13 protein-coding genes and 1 tRNA gene are annotated in these 17,723 nt (G+C 34.4%); 11 read left to right on the top strand and 3 right to left on the bottom strand.

Going from position 1 to position 17,723, the window contains the following annotated elements; genetic code table 11:
* Positions 1-171: 171 nt before the first annotated feature.
* The 4 genes from FNW38_RS03570 to FNW38_RS03585 all read left to right on the top strand — a co-directional run bounded on the left by FNW38_RS03570 (position 172) and on the right by FNW38_RS03585 (position 3,954).
* Positions 172-408: a helix-turn-helix domain-containing protein gene (locus tag FNW38_RS03570; protein ID WP_185963071.1), complete on the top strand. Its 237-nt coding sequence runs from the start codon at positions 172-174 to the stop codon at positions 406-408.
* Positions 409-1,251: 843 nt separating this feature from the next.
* A complete protein-coding gene (locus FNW38_RS03575; RefSeq protein ID WP_144064983.1) occupies positions 1,252-1,689 on the top strand; it encodes a hypothetical protein in 438 nt (145 codons plus the stop codon).
* A 50-nt stretch (positions 1,690-1,739) separates the two neighbouring features.
* The gene (locus tag FNW38_RS03580; RefSeq protein ID WP_185963072.1) at positions 1,740-2,978 is read left to right on the top strand and encodes a tetratricopeptide repeat protein; all 1,239 of its coding nucleotides are present in this window, start codon (positions 1,740-1,742) and stop codon (positions 2,976-2,978) included.
* 19 nt (positions 2,979-2,997) lie between these two features.
* A complete protein-coding gene (locus FNW38_RS03585; RefSeq protein WP_144064985.1) occupies positions 2,998-3,954 on the top strand; it encodes a hypothetical protein in 957 nt (318 codons plus the stop codon).
* Positions 3,955-4,378: 424 nt separating this feature from the next.
* Here the strand turns inward: FNW38_RS03585 and FNW38_RS03590 are convergent.
* A tRNA-Leu gene (locus tag FNW38_RS03590) sits at positions 4,379-4,458 on the bottom strand.
* Positions 4,459-4,749: 291 nt separating this feature from the next.
* On the opposite strand from FNW38_RS03590, the gene FNW38_RS03595 reads away from it, so the two are divergent.
* The 3 genes from FNW38_RS03595 (at position 4,750) to pth (ending at position 7,421) form a co-directional block, all read left to right on the top strand.
* A complete protein-coding gene (locus FNW38_RS03595; protein WP_143387220.1) occupies positions 4,750-5,691 on the top strand; it encodes a ribose-phosphate pyrophosphokinase in 942 nt (313 codons plus the stop codon).
* A gap of 110 nt (positions 5,692-5,801) precedes the next feature.
* Positions 5,802-6,413, top strand: a complete 612-nt coding sequence (locus tag FNW38_RS03600) for a 50S ribosomal protein L25/general stress protein Ctc (protein ID WP_143387221.1) — start codon at positions 5,802-5,804, stop codon at positions 6,411-6,413.
* A 381-nt stretch (positions 6,414-6,794) separates the two neighbouring features.
* Entirely contained in the window at positions 6,795-7,421 is a 627-nt protein-coding gene (gene pth, locus FNW38_RS03605; RefSeq protein ID WP_143387222.1) for an aminoacyl-tRNA hydrolase, read from the top strand.
* A 50-nt stretch (positions 7,422-7,471) separates the two neighbouring features.
* On the opposite strand, the gene FNW38_RS03610 is transcribed toward pth, so the two are convergent.
* Positions 7,472-10,207, bottom strand: coding sequence for a zinc-dependent metalloprotease (locus FNW38_RS03610; RefSeq protein ID WP_235890145.1), 2,736 nt, complete (start codon positions 10,205-10,207; stop codon positions 7,472-7,474).
* Between the two features lie 161 nt (positions 10,208-10,368).
* On the opposite strand from FNW38_RS03610, the gene FNW38_RS03615 reads away from it, so the two are divergent.
* The 4 genes from FNW38_RS03615 (at position 10,369) to bioB (ending at position 13,593) form a co-directional block, all read left to right on the top strand.
* On the top strand, positions 10,369-11,298 hold the full coding sequence (locus FNW38_RS03615) for a bifunctional riboflavin kinase/FAD synthetase (protein ID WP_143387247.1): 930 nt from the start codon (positions 10,369-10,371) through the stop codon (positions 11,296-11,298).
* Positions 11,299-11,420: 122 nt separating this feature from the next.
* Positions 11,421-11,870 carry a hypothetical protein gene (locus FNW38_RS03620; RefSeq protein WP_143387223.1) on the top strand — a complete coding sequence of 150 codons (450 nt, stop codon included), beginning with the start codon at positions 11,421-11,423 and terminating at the stop codon, positions 11,868-11,870.
* A gap of 104 nt (positions 11,871-11,974) precedes the next feature.
* Positions 11,975-12,409, top strand: coding sequence for a hypothetical protein (locus tag FNW38_RS03625; RefSeq protein ID WP_143387224.1), 435 nt, complete (start codon positions 11,975-11,977; stop codon positions 12,407-12,409).
* A 98-nt stretch (positions 12,410-12,507) separates the two neighbouring features.
* On the top strand, positions 12,508-13,593 hold the full coding sequence (bioB, locus tag FNW38_RS03630; protein WP_143387225.1) for a biotin synthase BioB: 1,086 nt from the start codon (positions 12,508-12,510) through the stop codon (positions 13,591-13,593).
* 67 nt (positions 13,594-13,660) lie between these two features.
* On the opposite strand, the gene FNW38_RS03635 is transcribed toward bioB, so the two are convergent.
* Positions 13,661-17,470, bottom strand: coding sequence for a T9SS sorting signal type C domain-containing protein (locus FNW38_RS03635; RefSeq protein ID WP_144064986.1), 3,810 nt, complete (start codon positions 17,468-17,470; stop codon positions 13,661-13,663).
* Between the last annotated feature and the right edge of the window lie 253 nt (positions 17,471-17,723).

Consider the following 17,723-nt stretch of genomic DNA (forward strand, 5'->3'; position numbering starts at 1 on the left):
ACAAAGATTATTGAAAAAATGACTTGTTTAACAAATAATTAACCTTTATTGCCGTTCAATCCTGCAAGTTGGGTTAAGAGTTATTTTAAAATATTAGGATTTTTTTTATTTATTGCAAATATAGGCAAATATGCTTATACTGAAATAAGTTTATTAATAGAATTTTATTCTGTGAATAAACTGGATAAAAAAATCATTTTAATTGAGTTTGGAAATACCCTCCGAAAACTTCGTTTAGCAAAAGGATTAACCCAAGAGCAACTTGCAAATGAATTAGGTGTTGAAATTTCTCAAATCAGCAGAATTGAAAGAGGTGTTATTAATACCTCGGTTACGACCTTATATGCTATTTCCAAAACTTTAAAAATTGAAGCTTCTGAATTATTTGCTTTTGATAATATTCCATAAAAAACAAAAACAGAATCACTTGTTGGCAAGAAAAATGTTTTAAACAAACAAGACTGCACAAATATTATAAGTCCTTGAATAAAAGTGTATTTTCATAATACTTAATTTAAGTTTGGGTAAAACTAAATCCTAAAAAAATGCATTCCTTACGGTTTCCCGCAAAGAATGCATTTTTTTTATATTTTATGGGAAAACATTTAAAATAAGCAGATTCGAAAGGGAGTTTTTATAGCCGGAATATAAAAGGCAATTATCAATTGAAATTAAATTAAAAAAATTTAAAACCATTTTCCAATTGTCTTTAATTATGTGGTTATTAAAGAACGAAGATTTAAAGGAGTGGCAGGAGCATTGGGCAATCTTCGGTTTTAATAATCATAGCCTGATATGGCGATTGAATATCATAATTAACAATCGTAGTGCGTTGGCAGAAGTGGTGGGTTTCGAAGTTGAGCGTTGGAAAGGGATATTTTACATAATAAGTTTATGGTGATTTTTCTGCACTATAATGACTTATTATGTAACTTAGCTAGGGGCAGTTTTAGGCTTTTGAGCGTTGGGTGCAACTTATTGTTTTTTCTATCTTACCAAATTTTAAATATTAAAGAAAGATAAAAAAACAATGTGTTGCAGAAGCATTGGCAAAAGCCTAAAACAGCAGGCGTTGCAAACGCTCTGTTTTATTTTTTTAAAGTAAGTGGGTACTCGTTGCAAACGAGCACCAGAGGGTTTGCATACTTCAAACATAATAAATTACCAAAATATTGTTGGTTTTACGGAAAACCTCAAAGCAAATAATTATCAATAGGCTACATTTGGTTTTAATAATTTAAAAACGGTGCTATGAATTTAAAATTATCTCTTTTATTCATTTTAAGTTTACTTTTATTTTCTTGCTCGGCAAAAACAAAAAGTGATAGTGAAAACAACGATGTATCAAACTCCTCTGTTAACACATATGATGGGGAAGTTGACAATGAAGACATTTCTAACGAAAATATTGATGAAACAAATATCGAAACTAACACATTATCATCAGGTTGCGGTTTAGCTGACGGAACTTATTCAGCAACTGTTGGGTACAACAATCCGGAAACGGGATATTCAGCTACTTACACTTTAGATGTAGATGTTGAAGATTGTCAAGTAATCCAAATAAACTTTCCAAATGATGGCTATTTAGATCAGGATCATATATCAGCTGCTGATATTGATGAAGATGGAAATGCAAATGTCGATGGAGAAGACGGAAAAACCTATGAAATACAAATTGATAATTAAATATAAATAGGTTACTCGGAAACTAAATAGAGAGGTAAAATATGAACATTATGAAAAAAATATTATTATTAATTCTTACTTTAAATACAATTGCAAATGGCTACAGCCAGACAAGTGAAGAGTTTTACAAGAGAGGGATTGTAAAAGACAGCCTAGAAGATTACAAAGGTGCAATTGCAGATTATACTAAAGCAATAGAAATGGGTGTAAAATACACTGATGCTTATTCCAAAAGAGGAACTACAAAAGTTGCACTTGAAGACATTCAAGGTGCAATAGCCGATTTTAATAAAGCAATAGAGATTGATCCTAATAATAATATTGCTTATTCCAAAAGAGGATGGATTAAGTCTTATCTAAAAGATTATAAAGGTGCAATTACTGACTTTACCAAAGCAATTGCAATTGACCCTAGTAATGATTTTGCTTATTATGGCAGAGGAAACACAAGGGATAAGTTAGAAGACTATCAAGGTGCAATTGCTGATTATACCAAAGTAATAGAAATTGACCCTAATGAAGATAATCCTTATAACATTAATGACGATTATGCTTATATCATTAGAGGAAACTCAAAAGCTAATTTAGCAGATTATCAAGGCGGAATTGCTGATTTTAATAAAGCAATAGAGCTTAACCCAAATAACGATAGTAACTATAATAACCGAGGAATTGCAAAAGCCAATTTAGAAGATTATCAAGGTGCAATAGATGATTACACCAAAGCAATAGAAATTAACCCAAACTTTGGAGCCTTTTATCATAATAGAGGTAATGCAAAAACCAATTTAGAAGACTATCAAGGTGCAATATTAGATTACACAAAAGCAATAGAAATTGACCCAAATAATCCTGAAACCTATCGCAAGAGAGGAGACAGTAAAAGTGATTTAGAAGACTATCGAGGATCAATAACCGACTACAACAAGGCAATAGCAATTGACCCTAATAATGGAAATGCGTACAAAAATAGAGGATATGCAAAGTACTATTTGCAAGATTATAGAGGAGCAATAGCAGACTATACGAAGGCAATATCAATTACTCCTACTAAAGGGGCTTATCACTTAAGAGCAAGCGCAAAGGAGGATTTAAAAGACTATCAGGGCGCAATATTAGATTACACTAAAGCAATAGAACTAGACACAAATTACGCTTATACTTATTACAGAAGAGGGCTCGTCAAAGTAAAATTAAAACAAAAAAACAGTGGATGCTTAGATTTAAGCAAAGCAGGAGAATTAGGCGATGAACAAGCTTATGAAATGATAAAAAAATATTGTAATTAAGGCATTTAAAAAGTTCAAAATGATTAATAAAGATATAGAGCAAATTGACATTGACAATAGAGAAAACAATTACCCTAATAAGGGTATTTTCCTTACTTTAAAATATTATATTGAAACTAAAGAAGTAATCTATAATGATTCTGGTGTTGAATTCGATAATCTTGACAGACTCCGCTATGTATGTGTCATAATATCTTATATAACAGATGAAAAATTACTAAACCATACAGCTGCTTACTTAAAACATTGTGGTCTGTTAAAAAATGTGGATGCGAAATTTGAAGAGTTTAAAAACAATTCAATTAGTTCTTATTCTGATACTGATTTAATCAAGATAAAAGCAATCTTATATTCTTTAACCTCTCGCTACGAGGTTTTGATGAAAACAATTAATCCTCCAAATAGTGGAGAACCATTGTTCGACATTACAATAAAAGATAGGATAATCAAGCACAACTTACCTGCAGTTATAAATTCGCTAGAAAGAAAAGGAACTCTATCATTTGTTAATAGCATTGAGATGTTACCATTAAAAGAACAAAAAGATGCAATTAGCATTTGGATAACTAATTGTTTAAAACTTGATTACTCAAATAACACAAATACCTTTACTGACAGCATAAATTTTCTTAATATATTAAAAGAAAATTTAGTTCAAGATAAAATAGATATACTAAAACCAAAACATGAACCTATTTTTTCCAATAATGGTTTTGAACTGTTTGAAGATATTTTATCGGAATATGTTAAGCCCATTGGAAAAAAAGGGCGTTTAAGTGAGATTCATTATTATTACCGGAAAATGTACGAGGATGATTTTATCCACCAAAGACCGGAACGGTTTAAAACTTGGTTTTTCGAAACATACAAAAAAGAAGATTTAGGAAAAATAAAAACTTTAAAAGAAGTAGAAAACCTTGACCGAAAAATCCATTACGCAACTGCATTAGAATGGTTTAAACAACAACATCGTTAACGTACCGTAAAAAGTACAATTACGTACTTCTCATAGTACGACCGTATTTAAACATTTGCATATCATTTAAAAAAAAGATATGCAACAAATTCAATTCATTCAAACAACGCCTCAACAACTACAAAGCGAGATTACTAAAGGCGTAAAAATTATTTTAGAAGATTTTCAAAAAAACTTCAATCCCAAACATCAATTACAAAAAACCTGCAAAATAAAAAGGAGAAAGAAAATAATTGGGGTAATTTCATCAATTATTCAGAACTTAACAATAATAGTTCGAATAATCGACCCCGATTTATTAGACTATTATCATTACGCAACAATCTATTATTTCGTTTGTCTACTCTACACACTTGCAAATACTTATGTCAAATTTAACAAAAACCAAAAACCAAAAAAACCGCTTCTTTCGAAGCGGTTTTTGTACCCGGAGCCGGAGTCGAACCGGCACGGTTTCCCACAGGTGTTTGAGACCAGCGCGTCTACCAATTCCGCCATCCGGGCTTAGCTAGACATGAAATAACGACAGTTATTTCAACGCAATAAAAGATGTGATTGTGTTTAAATCAACCATCAATTCCTTTAACACGGTGCAAATGTAAAAAATAATATTAAATGTTCAACTAAAAATACTTAAAATTTTCCTTTCAGAGTTGAATAAATTTTATAAATTTGCACCTCGCTAAAAACGGAACACACAACTAACTACACCCGAGGCGTATACAAACATCCGGCTTTAAAAGAATGACAAAGCCGAATTGTATGGAGCGTAGCGGAATAAAAACAACAAATTAAATGTCACACCTAGAACCAGAAGCTAAAATTTTTGCTTGTTCACAAAGTGTCTATCTTGCAGAAAAAATAGCTGAGAAATACGGAATTCCGTTAGGCAAAATTACCATGGCTAAATACAGCGATGGCGAATTTCAACCTTCTTACGAAGAGTCTATCAGAGGTTTACGCGTTTTTATTGTTTGTTCTACTTTTCCAACTGCAGATAATTTGATGGAATTGTTACTGATGATTGATGCTGCAAAACGGGCTTCGGCAAGACACATTACTGCAGTAATTCCTTACTTTGGTTGGGCTAGACAAGACAGAAAAGACAAGCCAAGAGTTCCGATAGGAGCTAAATTAGTAGCTAATTTATTAGATGCTGCAGGCGCAACAAGAGTAATGACCATGGATTTGCATGCCGATCAAATTCAAGGATTCTTTGAAAAACCAGTAGATCATCTTTTTGCTTCAACTATCTTTATACCTTATGTAGAAAGTTTAGGTTTAGATAATTTGACGATTGCTTCACCAGATATGGGTGGTTCAAAAAGAGCCTATGCCTATTCTAAATTCTTAGAATCTGACGTAGTTATTTGTTACAAACAAAGAAAAGAGGCAAACATTATTGACACCATGGAATTAATTGGTGAGGTAAAAGGCCGAAATGTAATCCTAGTGGATGACATGATTGATACCGGAGGCACTTTGGCGAAAGCCGCAGATTTAATGATCGAAAAAGGAGCATTAAGCGTAAGAGCCATTTGTACACACGCCATTTTATCAGGTGATGCTTACGAAAAAATAGAAAAATCGCAATTGAGCGAATTAATAGTTACCGATTCTATTCCATTAAAGAAAGAATCAAACAAAATAAGAGTGTTGAGTTGTGCACCTCTTTTTGCTGAAGTTATGCACATGGTGCACCACAACAATTCCATTAGTGGAAAATTTATAATGTAATAAGTGGCACTATGCCAAAGGCTTTAAGCCTTAAGTTTACTACATTCGCATAAAGCATAAAGCTTATTGCCTAAAGCATGAATATTATTTAATAACTATATTTTTTTACAATGAAATCGATTACAATTAAAGGATCAGAAAGAGAAAGCGTGGGCAAAGTTGCGACTAAAGCCTTACGTAATGCTGGATTGGTTCCTTGCGTATTATACGGAGGAAATCAGGCAGTTCATTTCTCAGCAGAAGTTATGGCTTTCAAAAACTTGGTTTACACTCCAAACGCTCACACAGTTGAGATCGATCTTGGAAAAGGAAAATCATTTAACGCTGTTTTACAAGACATTCAGGTTCACCCGGTGTCTGACAAGATTTTACATATTGACTTCTTTCAATTATTTGATGACAAAGAAATCACTATGGAAGTTCCTGTAAAAGTGGTTGGAACTTCTAAAGGAGTTCTTGCTGGTGGTGTTTTACGCTTGAACACTCGTAAACTTAAAGTAAAAGCTTTACCAAAAAATCTTCCGGATTTTATTGAAGCTGACATTACTCCACTTGAAATGGGTAACAAATTGTACGTTACGAAACTTGTTTCTGACAACTACAAATTGATTCACCCTGACAACACTGTTGTTGCTCAAGTAAGAATTTCTCGTGCGGCTATGAAAGCAGCTCAAGAAGCAGCAAAAGCAGCGAAAGCTCCTGCAAAAGGAAAGAAAAAATAATATTTTTTCAATCATTCAAGAAAGCATCAGTTGTAAAACTGGTGCTTTTTTTTTGAATAGTAGCGAAAGATTAGGCTTTTTAGGAAATAGGTTTCCCACTGTCATTCCAATCTTTTTTGAGTCGAAAAAAAATCGCCTCAAAAAAGGATTTTCCCTTCCATCGGGGCTAATTGGGTTTTATGGTTTTGTTCTTGGGATTATTACAAGATTGGCAAAAAAACCACCCCGCCTTGCAGGCACCCCTCCAGAGGAGGGGAAGTCGTGCGCATTCCCCTCCTCTGGAGGGGTGCCCAACGGGCGGGGTGGCCTCTTCCGCTACCCACAAAACATTTTCCAACACACAAGTTTCCTTAATTAACAGATTAAGTCTATTTTTGCAGCATGATAAAATGGATTTCAAATTTATTCTCATCAACAAAAATAGAAGACAATACGGATTGTATGAAGAAATTTTTAATAGTTGGACTCGGCAACATTGGCGCCGAATATGTAAACACGAGACACAACATCGGTTTTAAAATAGTCGATTTCTTTGCCAGAAAAGAAGGAATCAACTTCGAAACCGTAAAACTGGGCTCCCTTGCCGAATATAAATTCAAGGGAAGAACCTTTTTACTTTTGAAACCCAATACCTATATGAACTTGAGCGGAAAAGCCGTTAAATACTGGATGACGGCAGCAAATATTCCTTTGGAAAATATTTTAGTCATTACAGATGATTTGAATCTTTCTTTTGGGACTATTCGCATCAAACCAAAAGGAAGCGATGGCGGACACAATGGATTGAAAAACATCAATCTTGTCCTGAATACGCAGAACTACACCCGATTTCGTTTTGGGATTAGCGACGAATTCAAGAAAGGAAAACAAGTTGATTATGTCCTTGGCGACTGGGACGATGCTGAAAAAACGGCACTTCCGGAGCGATTAGAATTAGCTTCAGAGATTATAAAATCTTTTGGAACTGCAGGATTAGAAAATACCATGACCACATTTAATGGAAAATAAAAAAAGGGAAACATAATCACGTTTCCCTTTTTTAGTAAATTCTATTTTGATTATTCAATCACTATTTTTTTCGATTCTTTCCTATCTCCATCAATCACTGTCAATAAATAAAGTCCGGGTTGAGCATTTTTCAATTGGATATTTTCATTGAAATTTTGTTGAATTCCATATTCTTTTTCGAAAATTTTTCTACCTGACAAATCGTGCACTAGTACTTTTATTCTACTAGTAGAATCACTGGTAAATTTTAAGTTAAAATTACCTTTGTTGGGATTTGGATACAAGACAACATCAGTAATTTTAAAATCAGATGTCGCTAAAGTAAACGTTTGTGTACAAATAGTTATTGATGCCGAATCCAATGTACCAGTATCTCCTGTATAAGCATCACGAACTCTAAAAGTCCAAATACCTTGAGGGTTTTCCCCATTAAAAGTCGCTAATGGTTCAAATGGAGATACAGTTTGAGCGGTAGTTGTTCCACAAACAAGCGAACCTCCCAAATCATCGTAATTCAACGACAAACTACTATTCATAGCTGCACAACTTCTTTCAAATAATTTCACAGTAGTCCCTTGCGGACTTACCACCTCTATTTGCACATCTGATAAATACGAATGGGTAAGACCTACTGCAAAATTTACATCTGCTATAGTTCCAGTTGTACTAGGAACACTAATTGTTTTAGAGGTATAAGTCTGCGATTCCGGTATGGAGAAAGGAGCTGCAAAAGTATAAGTAGCACAAGAAGAAGTAATCGAATATCCAATTGCAAATGACTTGCCATTTACAGCATAATAAATATTCCCTGTTGGCTCAATTAAAATCCTGCAATTTTTTGCTGTAATATTTGGAACCGTGATTGTTTGAGAACCATCATTTGGAGTATTAGAAACCAATATTGTAGGAAAAGTCAGCCCTCCATCCGTAGAAAGCTTAATATTCACATTTGTTGATCCAACCAAAGCATTTGAACCATTTACACTCCAAGTTACCGTTTGTGTTGTTCCTTGAAACCAACTTGAATTTTCTGTGTTTTGTGACGTAACTGCAAATGGACCAACTGTTCCGCTTACATTTACAATCATTTCATCGGTATTGGTTTGTGCTGTTCCAAGAGCCGCATTATCCCTGCCGGTTAAGGTAAAATGGAGTGTTCTCGCAATAGTAGAAACAGATTCCCAAGTCGTAGTCAATTTATTAGACAACACCGTACTGTAAGCAGGCATATAGCGAATTGGGGAACTGCTTGGATACATAGATCTAAAAAGCGGGCCATCTAATTTAGTTGAGAAAGCAACACTATTTGCTCCACTCGTTGCGGTAGCCGTGTCATTTTGTTCCCAACAATAAGTAATAGTATTACCATCAACATCAGAACCCGTTCCTATCAACTTAAAAGCTGTTCCATTAGGAATAGTATAATCTAAACCGGCACTAATCGTTGGAGGGTTATTACTTATTAGTGTACTTGTTCCGCAAGTTTTTAAAGAAAGATTATCTTGAATTTGTTTAATGCTTACATAAGTAAAATAATCATCTGAATTAGCTTGAACATCATAATTTGTAGTAATTCCTGCATACCCCATGATCGTAGAACCGCTTCCTGGCTCGACACTAACTCCAGAACCTTCAAGGACATATGAAAAGGTGTGTTCTGCACCCAGCTGATGCCCCATTTCATGAGCTACAAAATCTATATCAAACGCATCACCTTCTGGTTTCGCATCGCTTGGTGAAGTATAAGCACTCCCTTTTGCTAAAGGATTATCAATTGTAGGATTTACACACACACAGCCAATGCAGCCAGCATTTCCACCGCTACCTGTGGCACCAAATAAATGTCCTACATCATAATTTCCATTTCCAATAACAGTAGTCAAAGTGGTCTGTACTTCTTGGCTCCACTCTACTGGAGCTTCATCAACCACTGTAGAATATGGATCGGTAGCGGCATCAGTATAAATTATATCGGTATCATTTGCGATAATGCTTAATTTTACGGCCAAATCTTTATTGAAAATACCATTCACTCTGCTCATGGTTGCATTCATTCCGGCCAGAGCACCAGCTGCAGTTCCCCCAAAATAAGCAGTATATTCACCCGTACAGGACAAAGCAAGCTTTAAAGTTTTAAAAACTTGGTTGCTCGCTGAAATTTTACCGGTTTTATTTAGTAACTGTTTGTTTAAAGCTACATCTTCAGTTTTGCAACTAAAAGGCAAACTTCCTCTAATTCTGCTTTTAGCCTCAAAAAGAACATAAACCGTTTTGTCTTTAGAATACCGCTCAATAAATTCTGATCCACTGTCCCCTCTTAGAATCATGGTCTGAATTCCTTTGGGTGACAAACTGAAATAAAGTGACGCATTACGATCTGTAATTCCAATACCGGCATAAGCCCGTATATCTGGATATTTAGCTTGCAATTCCGGTTCAAAATTAGAATACTCCCACACCAAAAATTTTTCTAAAACACCATTCCTATTTGGAACAGCAATTTCGATTCTGTTTTCCTTGGCTGTTTTATTCTGAAGTGGCTCCAAAGATTGTTTTATAGCAACTTCGTCTAATTTGAATAACAATTGATTATCAGCACTTGGCTTCGCACTGTTTCTATCTGAAACACCAACCATATCTTGATTAATTCTTTTCCAAGGAGAGCCATTTTGAGCATGGATGGTTGAATTAGAAAGAACAATTATAAAGAATAGTATAATTCTTTTCATGATTTGAAAATATTTGTACTTCAAAATTAAAGCATTTATGTTAATGTATGGATCCATTAGCTAATATTTTAAATGAAATATTAGTTTCAATATATCGCTTTTTGGTTTTTAATCCCTTTTTTTTAGAATCCCACGCTAAATTCTATCGAAAATCAATTCCTCATACCGTTACTTTTAAAATAGATAGTATAAATTTGCACTATTATAAAATATTTGCTTTGAAGATTTTTCATTCTATAAACGATTTCAGTTCCACAAAAAAAACAATCCTAACTTTGGGTACTTTTGACGGAGTTCATATTGGTCACAAAAAAATTCTGGAGAGAGTAATTCAAAAAACTAAAAATGAGAATTACGAAAGTTTAGTTCTTACTTTTTTTCCTCATCCCAGAATGGTTTTACAGGAACATTCTGACATAAAACTACTCAATACCATAGACGAAAAAATAGACTTATTGGAACAAATAGGCATTGAAAATCTTGTCATCCATCCTTTTGATGAAACTTTTTCCAGATTAACTGCCGAAGATTTCGTGAGAACTGTTCTTGTGGATCGGTTTCATATCCAAAAAATAATTATTGGTTACGACCACCGTTTTGGAAGAAATCGTACTGCTAACATTGACGATCTTATAGCTTTTGGAAAACAATATGATTTTGAAGTGGAGCAAATATCCGTTCAGGAAATAAATGATATTTCCGTGAGTTCTACCAAAATCAGGAAAGCTTTATTAGAAGGAGATATGGCTTTGGCCAATAACTATTTAGGATACGATTATTTTCTGACCGGAATTATTATCAAAGGAAAACAATTGGGAAGAACTATAAATTTTCCAACGGCTAACTTAAAAATCGAAGAAAACTACAAGCTTATCCCACAAAACGGGGTCTATATTGTAAAAAGCACCATCAATCAAAAAACCGTTTTTGGTATGATGAATATTGGATTCAACCCTACTGTTGATGGAGAAAGTCAATCTATAGAAATCCATTATTTTGATTTCAATGAAGATTTATACAATCAAAAAATAAGGGTTTCTATCTTACACAGAATTCGTTCAGAGCAAAAATTTGAATCTGTTGCACTTTTAAAAGAGCAACTTGAAAAAGACAAAAAAACTGCGATAGCCTATCTAAATAAAATTTAGATTTTTCATAAATTATTTTTTAACACATTTCATAAAATATTGTCATATTTTCTGTAAATTTGATACATAATGTATTGTTTATCATAGCGGTATTATTTTTAACTTTTTTAAAAACTAATCATATGAAACTGCCAAAAGAATTTTACAACGGATTTATTATTTTCATCGGAATTGGACTTTACTTTTTGTCAATGGAGCTTTTGGGTCTTGCCGACGTGCTTTACTTACGCCTATTTAACATCTTGTTTGTATTTTATGGAACCAACAGAACCTTAAAAGCAAATTTTGCAGAAGGTAACACAATTCTTGTTTCAAATGCTGTTTCAGCATTGATCACATCGCTCACAGGGGTGTTTTTAAGCATCATTGGACTAATCATTTACAGTTTTTCAAAAGGTGGTGATTCCTATGTGGAATCATTGTCAAAAACTTTTTTATTCGGAGGAAATCCATCAGTGATGACCTATTCCATTTCTTTGCTTTTCGAAGGAATCGTATCAGCCGTAATTGTAACATTTATGCTAATGTTGTATTGGGACACTCGTTATACTTCCGATAAACACCAAAATTAAATCAATAAGAAATCAAAATTTTACTGATTTGTATCGATTTCAAAAAAGACATACCTTTTTTAATTCAAACATGTATTCTATTTTTAAATTTTAAAAACTAGCGCATGAAACTACCAAAAGAATTATTGAACGGATGTATTATTTTCATCGGAATTGGAGTTTATTTTTTGCTAATGAATGCATTGGGATTCGCCGATGTATTTTATTTGCGCCTCATTAATGTATTTTTTGTTTTTTATGGCGTAAACAGGACCATCGAAATGAATCTCGCAGAAGGCAAAAAAAATTTTGTTGCTAATGCTATTTCGGCAATGATCACTTCACTCATAGGAGTATTTTTAAGCATCATTGGATTAGTTATTTACAGTTCCATGAATGGTGGTTCCTATGTAAAATCATTGCCCAAAACCTTTTTGTTTGGCGGAAATCCATCCGTCAACACTTATTCCATTTGTTTGCTTTTTGAAGGAATCGCATCTTCAGTAATTGTTACCATGTTATTAATGTTATATTGGAACAACCGCCATGCAACGGATTAATTTTAGCCATTAAATTGTTTCTAATTGGTTTTTCAAGGCTATTACATTGCTTCTTTAGAACAATTTGACTACTTTTGGCGCATCAAAAAATCGTATCGATGAGCATTACAAAACATAACTGGACGAAAGACGAAATTATCGCAATATATAACAAACCTATGATGGATTTGCTTTTTGAAGCAGCTTCAATTCATAGAGAACATCATGACCCCAATGTTGTTCAAGTTTCGACCTTATTGTCAATAAAAACTGGTGGATGCCCGGAAGATTGCGGCTATTGTCCACAAGCTGCCCGTTATCATACCGAAATTGAAGGCAATGATTTAATGTCCGTAAGTCAAGTAAAAGCACAAGCTTTGCGCGCAAAATCAAGCGGATCTTCTCGTGTTTGTATGGGAGCGGCTTGGAGAAATGTAAAAGACGGTCCTGAATTTGACCAAGTTCTTGAAATGGTTCGTACCATAAACAAACTGGATATGGAAGTGTGCTGTACACTTGGAATGATCACTGAAAACCAGGCACACCGTTTGGCAGAAGCAGGTTTATATGCTTACAACCACAATTTAGACACTTCAGAAGAATATTATAAAGAAGTAATCTCAACACGCGGATTTGAAGACCGTTTGCAAACCATAGAGAATGTTCGTAAAACGAATGTTACTGTTTGTAGTGGTGGAATAATCGGGATGGGAGAAAGTATCGAAGACAGAGCAGGAATGCTTGTAGCACTTTCTACATTAAATCCACAACCTGAATCAGTGCCAATAAATGCATTGGTTGCTGTTGAAGGAACCCCGATGGAAGAAGAAAAACCAGTAGAAATATGGGAAATGATACGAATGGTAGCTACCACCAGAATTATCATGCCGGAAACTCAAGTGCGTCTATCAGCAGGTAGAATGAACATGAGCCGCGAGGGACAAGCCATGTGTTTCTTTGCCGGTGCCAATTCTATTTTTGCAGGTGATAAACTGTTAACTACCCCAAATCCTGATGTAAATGAAGACATGAAAATGTTTGAAATGTTAGGTTTGAATCCTCAAAAACCATTTACAAAAGTTTCTCAACCACAAACGGTTGAAGCTGCAGATTCTCAATTTGCTCCTCTTGGCGAAAAACCAAAATGGTCGAGACCAGGACATACAATAGACAGAAATCTTGAAGCATCTGCTAAAGAAAAATAGACTTTTCTAAATATACGACTAACACTATCTGCTGTATTAGATGGTGTTTTTTTGTTTCCCTTTTATTTTAATAAATAATTTTCTTAGCAACCGTCTGACCGTTTTGCAATACAATTTTCACCAGTAAAACGTGTTGGCTTGAAACCAAATTAAGCACAGGAAATTTGACGGCATTTATATTGTTTTTTTGATATACTTTTCTTCCTGACAAATCGTATATCATAACTTTATCTATCACTGCTGTAGCTGAATTTATTTGTAATTGTTTATTTTTATTGAATACCGCAACTGATTCTTTATCTATTTCAAATTCATCCGTAGCTAAAGTTTTATCAGTATAATGCAATACAAAGCGATCATTAAAAATTCCCGTTTCTGTATTGAAAGTATAATTTTCGCTTTTTAAATCAAAGATTGTATTGTTTAACTTATCTTCAATAAAGACAGCCTGATTGGAAAGTAAGCCATCAACGGCATCTATATTTATTGTAAAAACCCCTTTAATAGTAGTGCTATAACCCAGCGGTACAACATCTGTTTGCTGAAATGGTAAAGCCCTTCCCTGAATTACTAAATTCTTGTCCTGATTAATACTATAAAAATCTATGTATTCATTCCCATCAAAACTTTCCCCATCAAAACTAGTATCATAATCGTTAGTTGCTCCTTCTATATAACCTATTAAAGTTTGCTTGAAAGCACCTTGACTATTGGATAGATTCAACCAAATTCGGTCTTTCTCCCTATTTATCTGATTCTGTTTTTTTATTGAACCCGATTTGAAAAAACTTGTATTATCTCCAACAATGCGCATACTGTTATTAAAAATAGCAGTCCCACCACCATTGGTACTCGTTACAAAGAATGCCTGACCAGAAGCAATTTTACCATCTGGTTTAGTATTATTTACTCCCAATTTTAAAGCGGCACTAGTTCCAACTCCTCCTGATAAGTTATAAACAGCATAATCATCGGAGGTATACACATTATTTGTAATAGGCGTATTATGCGTCCAGAGATAAATAGTTCCATCAGTGACTCCTGCATTTGTTGTTATAAAAACATCGGCATCAATTGCTGAAGGATATGGATTTCCTATAAGATTTGAAGTATCGGTTGTTGCAATTGGAATAGCCATTATTCCGTTATTTGGAACTCCTGTAAAAGCAGCTTCATAAATAGCTGGAATTATTGTCGAGAAACTCTCAGGTCCCCGGATGATGTAACCATTCCCTATACCCATTACATTTGTTGGCGTTTCGTTGTGCCATTCATTTGCAGATGCGTTAAAAGAATAAAACTTATCTGAAAGTGTGAAAGGAGATACATCAATTAATTTTTGATTTGAAACTGGTGAAGACCAATACGTATAATCCGTTTTAAGGATAGGTGTTGTTTTTCTTTTTAGCTGAATACTCCCTGTATTAATGATTTGATCTTCGGATTGATAAAGAGCTGCATTATTTTCGAGGACTAATGTCCCTGTGCCTGAATATTCAAAAACCAATCCCAGTGTGTTGCCATTCGGGATTGTTACCGTATTTCCTGAGCTGATAGAGCAAGAACATGCGTTTACAGAAGTCAAGAACAGATGATCCATATTAAAAGTAATTGTCCTTTCGGCCGAAGGCAATCCATTACTCCAAGCAATCCCGTTCCAAATGGAACTATTCGTACACAGTTTAACTCGAGCCACACGATGTTTGGTTATACCAGAAACCGAGTTAAAATTCCCGCCAATCATTACCTTATTATTTGGAGTAAAACAAATACTATACAAAGTACTATTTAAATTCACTGAAAAAGTATCGTCATAAACTCCGGTAGCGAGTAATCGGGCCATACGTTTGACAGCAATTCCATTATAAGTTCCGGAAAAAGTACCGCCTAACAAAAGTCGGTCGTCTGGCTGAACCAAAATTGTTCTAACTTCTCCGCTACTAAATCCCGTTCCTGTTATAAAAGAAGTATCTAAACTGCCATTACTATTCAGTCTGAGAACTCTTTTTGCGGAAGCGCCTGCATAATTTAAAAACCTCCCGCCAACAATCAGTTTATTATCGGATTGTATAGCAATCGTATATACATATTTATCAAAACCAGCACCAATAGAAAATCCTGAATCTATACTTCCATCCGTATTCAAACGAACCATCCGATTATAAGAAATCCCATTGAAAGTTGAGAACCGCCCCCCTAAAACTATCTTCCCGTCCGGTTGCAATAAAACCGCTTCCACTATAGCATCTGCACCCAAACCTATATTAAAACTGGAATCAAGAGTTCCATCAGACAATAACCGAGCAATTCTATTAACCAAAATACCATTGTAATTTGTAAAATTTCCAGCGATTATTATTTTTCCATCGGGCTGAAGCGCCAATGCATAAATCTGATTATTTGAGCCTGTTCCAATATTAAATGTTGGATCGATTAAACCATCCGATGAAATTCTTGTTATCCTATTTGCAAAAACTCCGTTATAACTTGTAAAAGCCCCTGCAAAAACGATTTTATTATCGGGCTGAATTACCGCATTCTTAATTATTCCATCAGCGCCAGAACCTGATATATTGAAAGTCGCATCTAATGCTCCATCTTCTAATAATCTAGTAATCCTTGCTACATTCGTTCCATTAAACTTGGAAAAACTTCCAAAAGCCATCGTTTTATTATCCGGTAAGGGAATAATTTTTAAAACTGAATTATCAAAACCTACACCAGCAGTAAGATAACCAATATCTAAAGTTCCAACAGCATCAATTTTGACAAGCCTTCCTTGATTTTGGGAATCAAAAACAGAAAAAGAACCGCCTACATACCAAGAGCCATCTAAATCTTCAGCCAAAGCATACACAGTTGCAGTTGCTGGTCCAGACCCAATATCAAACATTGGATTGATTACTCCATTAGAATCCAACAAAACCAATCGATTTACATCGGTTCCATTATAAGTTCCGGTAAATGAGCCGCCAGCCATAATAGCACCCACAGAATTTACTTTAATAACATCTACTCCACCATTACTGAATCCTATACCAGAAGTAAAAGCAGTATCAATAGATCCATCAGTATTTAAACGAATTATTCTATTTGATAAAACCCCATTAAAACTGGTAAAATCACCCCCAACCAAAATTTTCCCATCGGATTGTATAGTAAGCGCAGCAATATCATCATTAAAACTTGTTCCAATTACAAAAGAAGCATCTACACTTCCGTTATTATTTAATCTGATTATTCCGTTGCAACTAGTCCCATTAAATGAAATAAATGATCCTGCTAAAATTATTTTTCCATCTGCTTGAATTTCTACTTCCTGTACAAGCCCACTTGCGCCAGTTCCGGTTACAAAAGTAGTGTCTAAATATCCGTTTGATAAAATTCGGGCTACACGATAAGCATTTACCCCATTGTATTTAGTAAAACTACCTACAACGATTATGCTTCCATCAGTTTGCAAAGCAGCACTATGCACTATCCCTGTACTTGCGGCTATTGTAGTATTAAAAGTGATATCATGGGAACCATCGCTATTCAGCCGAATTAATCGTCCTACAGTTGAGCCATCAAAAGAAGTGAAAGATCCGCCTAAAACTATCTTCCCATCCGGCTGCTGTAAAGAACAATACACTTTGTTATTAAAACCTGTGCCTAATCCAAAGGAAGTATCTTTAGAACCATCTGAATACAATCTACATAGATACGGAGTTGATGCGCCATTAAAATTCAAATAATCTCCTCCTACAATCAATCTGCCATCTGTTTGTAAAGAAACGGTCCTGACTGTATTGTCAAAACCATCGCCTTGAAGCCCATCATCAAAGGTATTAAAAGCTAAATCTACTTTTCCTTGTTGGGAATGGACAGCACTCATAAAAAAAAGACTAAATAAAATGACGGCGAAATGTATTTTTACTCCCAAATCTAAATTGAATTTATGGTTTCCATATGAATCGAAAAAAAATTCATAATTTTAGTTTATAAAATTGATAGCTTTCATTTAATAAATTATTGGCTAGTTTTTAAGTCTAATAATAAGTACGCTAACAACATATATAAAAGTATAGACAATCTTTATGTCTTACAATACCCACATTTAGTGATATTTACTTACAATTTTCAAACGG

This window comes from Flavobacterium gawalongense, from assembly GCF_007097265.1.
In the GTDB taxonomy this organism is placed as follows: domain Bacteria; phylum Bacteroidota; class Bacteroidia; order Flavobacteriales; family Flavobacteriaceae; genus Flavobacterium; species Flavobacterium gawalongense.

What these genes read in the sequence shown, in the direction of transcription:
- FNW38_RS03575 (WP_144064983.1), top strand. Translation starts at nt 1,252, where the DNA reads ATGAATTTAAAATTATCTCTTTTATTCATTTTAAGTTTACTTTTATTT.
- FNW38_RS03580 (WP_185963072.1), top strand. Translation starts at nt 1,740, where the DNA reads ATGAAAAAAATATTATTATTAATTCTTACTTTAAATACAATTGCAAAT.
- FNW38_RS03585 (WP_144064985.1), top strand. Translation starts at nt 2,998, where the DNA reads ATGATTAATAAAGATATAGAGCAAATTGACATTGACAATAGAGAAAAC.
- FNW38_RS03595 (WP_143387220.1), top strand. Translation starts at nt 4,750, where the DNA reads ATGTCACACCTAGAACCAGAAGCTAAAATTTTTGCTTGTTCACAAAGT.
- FNW38_RS03600 (WP_143387221.1), top strand. Translation starts at nt 5,802, where the DNA reads ATGAAATCGATTACAATTAAAGGATCAGAAAGAGAAAGCGTGGGCAAA.
- pth (WP_143387222.1), top strand. Translation starts at nt 6,795, where the DNA reads ATGATAAAATGGATTTCAAATTTATTCTCATCAACAAAAATAGAAGAC.
- FNW38_RS03610 (WP_235890145.1), bottom strand. Translation starts at nt 10,207, where the DNA reads ATGGATCCATACATTAACATAAATGCTTTAATTTTGAAGTACAAATAT.
- FNW38_RS03620 (WP_143387223.1), top strand. Translation starts at nt 11,421, where the DNA reads ATGAAACTGCCAAAAGAATTTTACAACGGATTTATTATTTTCATCGGA.
- FNW38_RS03625 (WP_143387224.1), top strand. Translation starts at nt 11,975, where the DNA reads ATGAAACTACCAAAAGAATTATTGAACGGATGTATTATTTTCATCGGA.
- bioB (WP_143387225.1), top strand. Translation starts at nt 12,508, where the DNA reads ATGAGCATTACAAAACATAACTGGACGAAAGACGAAATTATCGCAATA.
- FNW38_RS03635 (WP_144064986.1), bottom strand. Translation starts at nt 17,470, where the DNA reads ATGAGTGCTGTCCATTCCCAACAAGGAAAAGTAGATTTAGCTTTTAAT.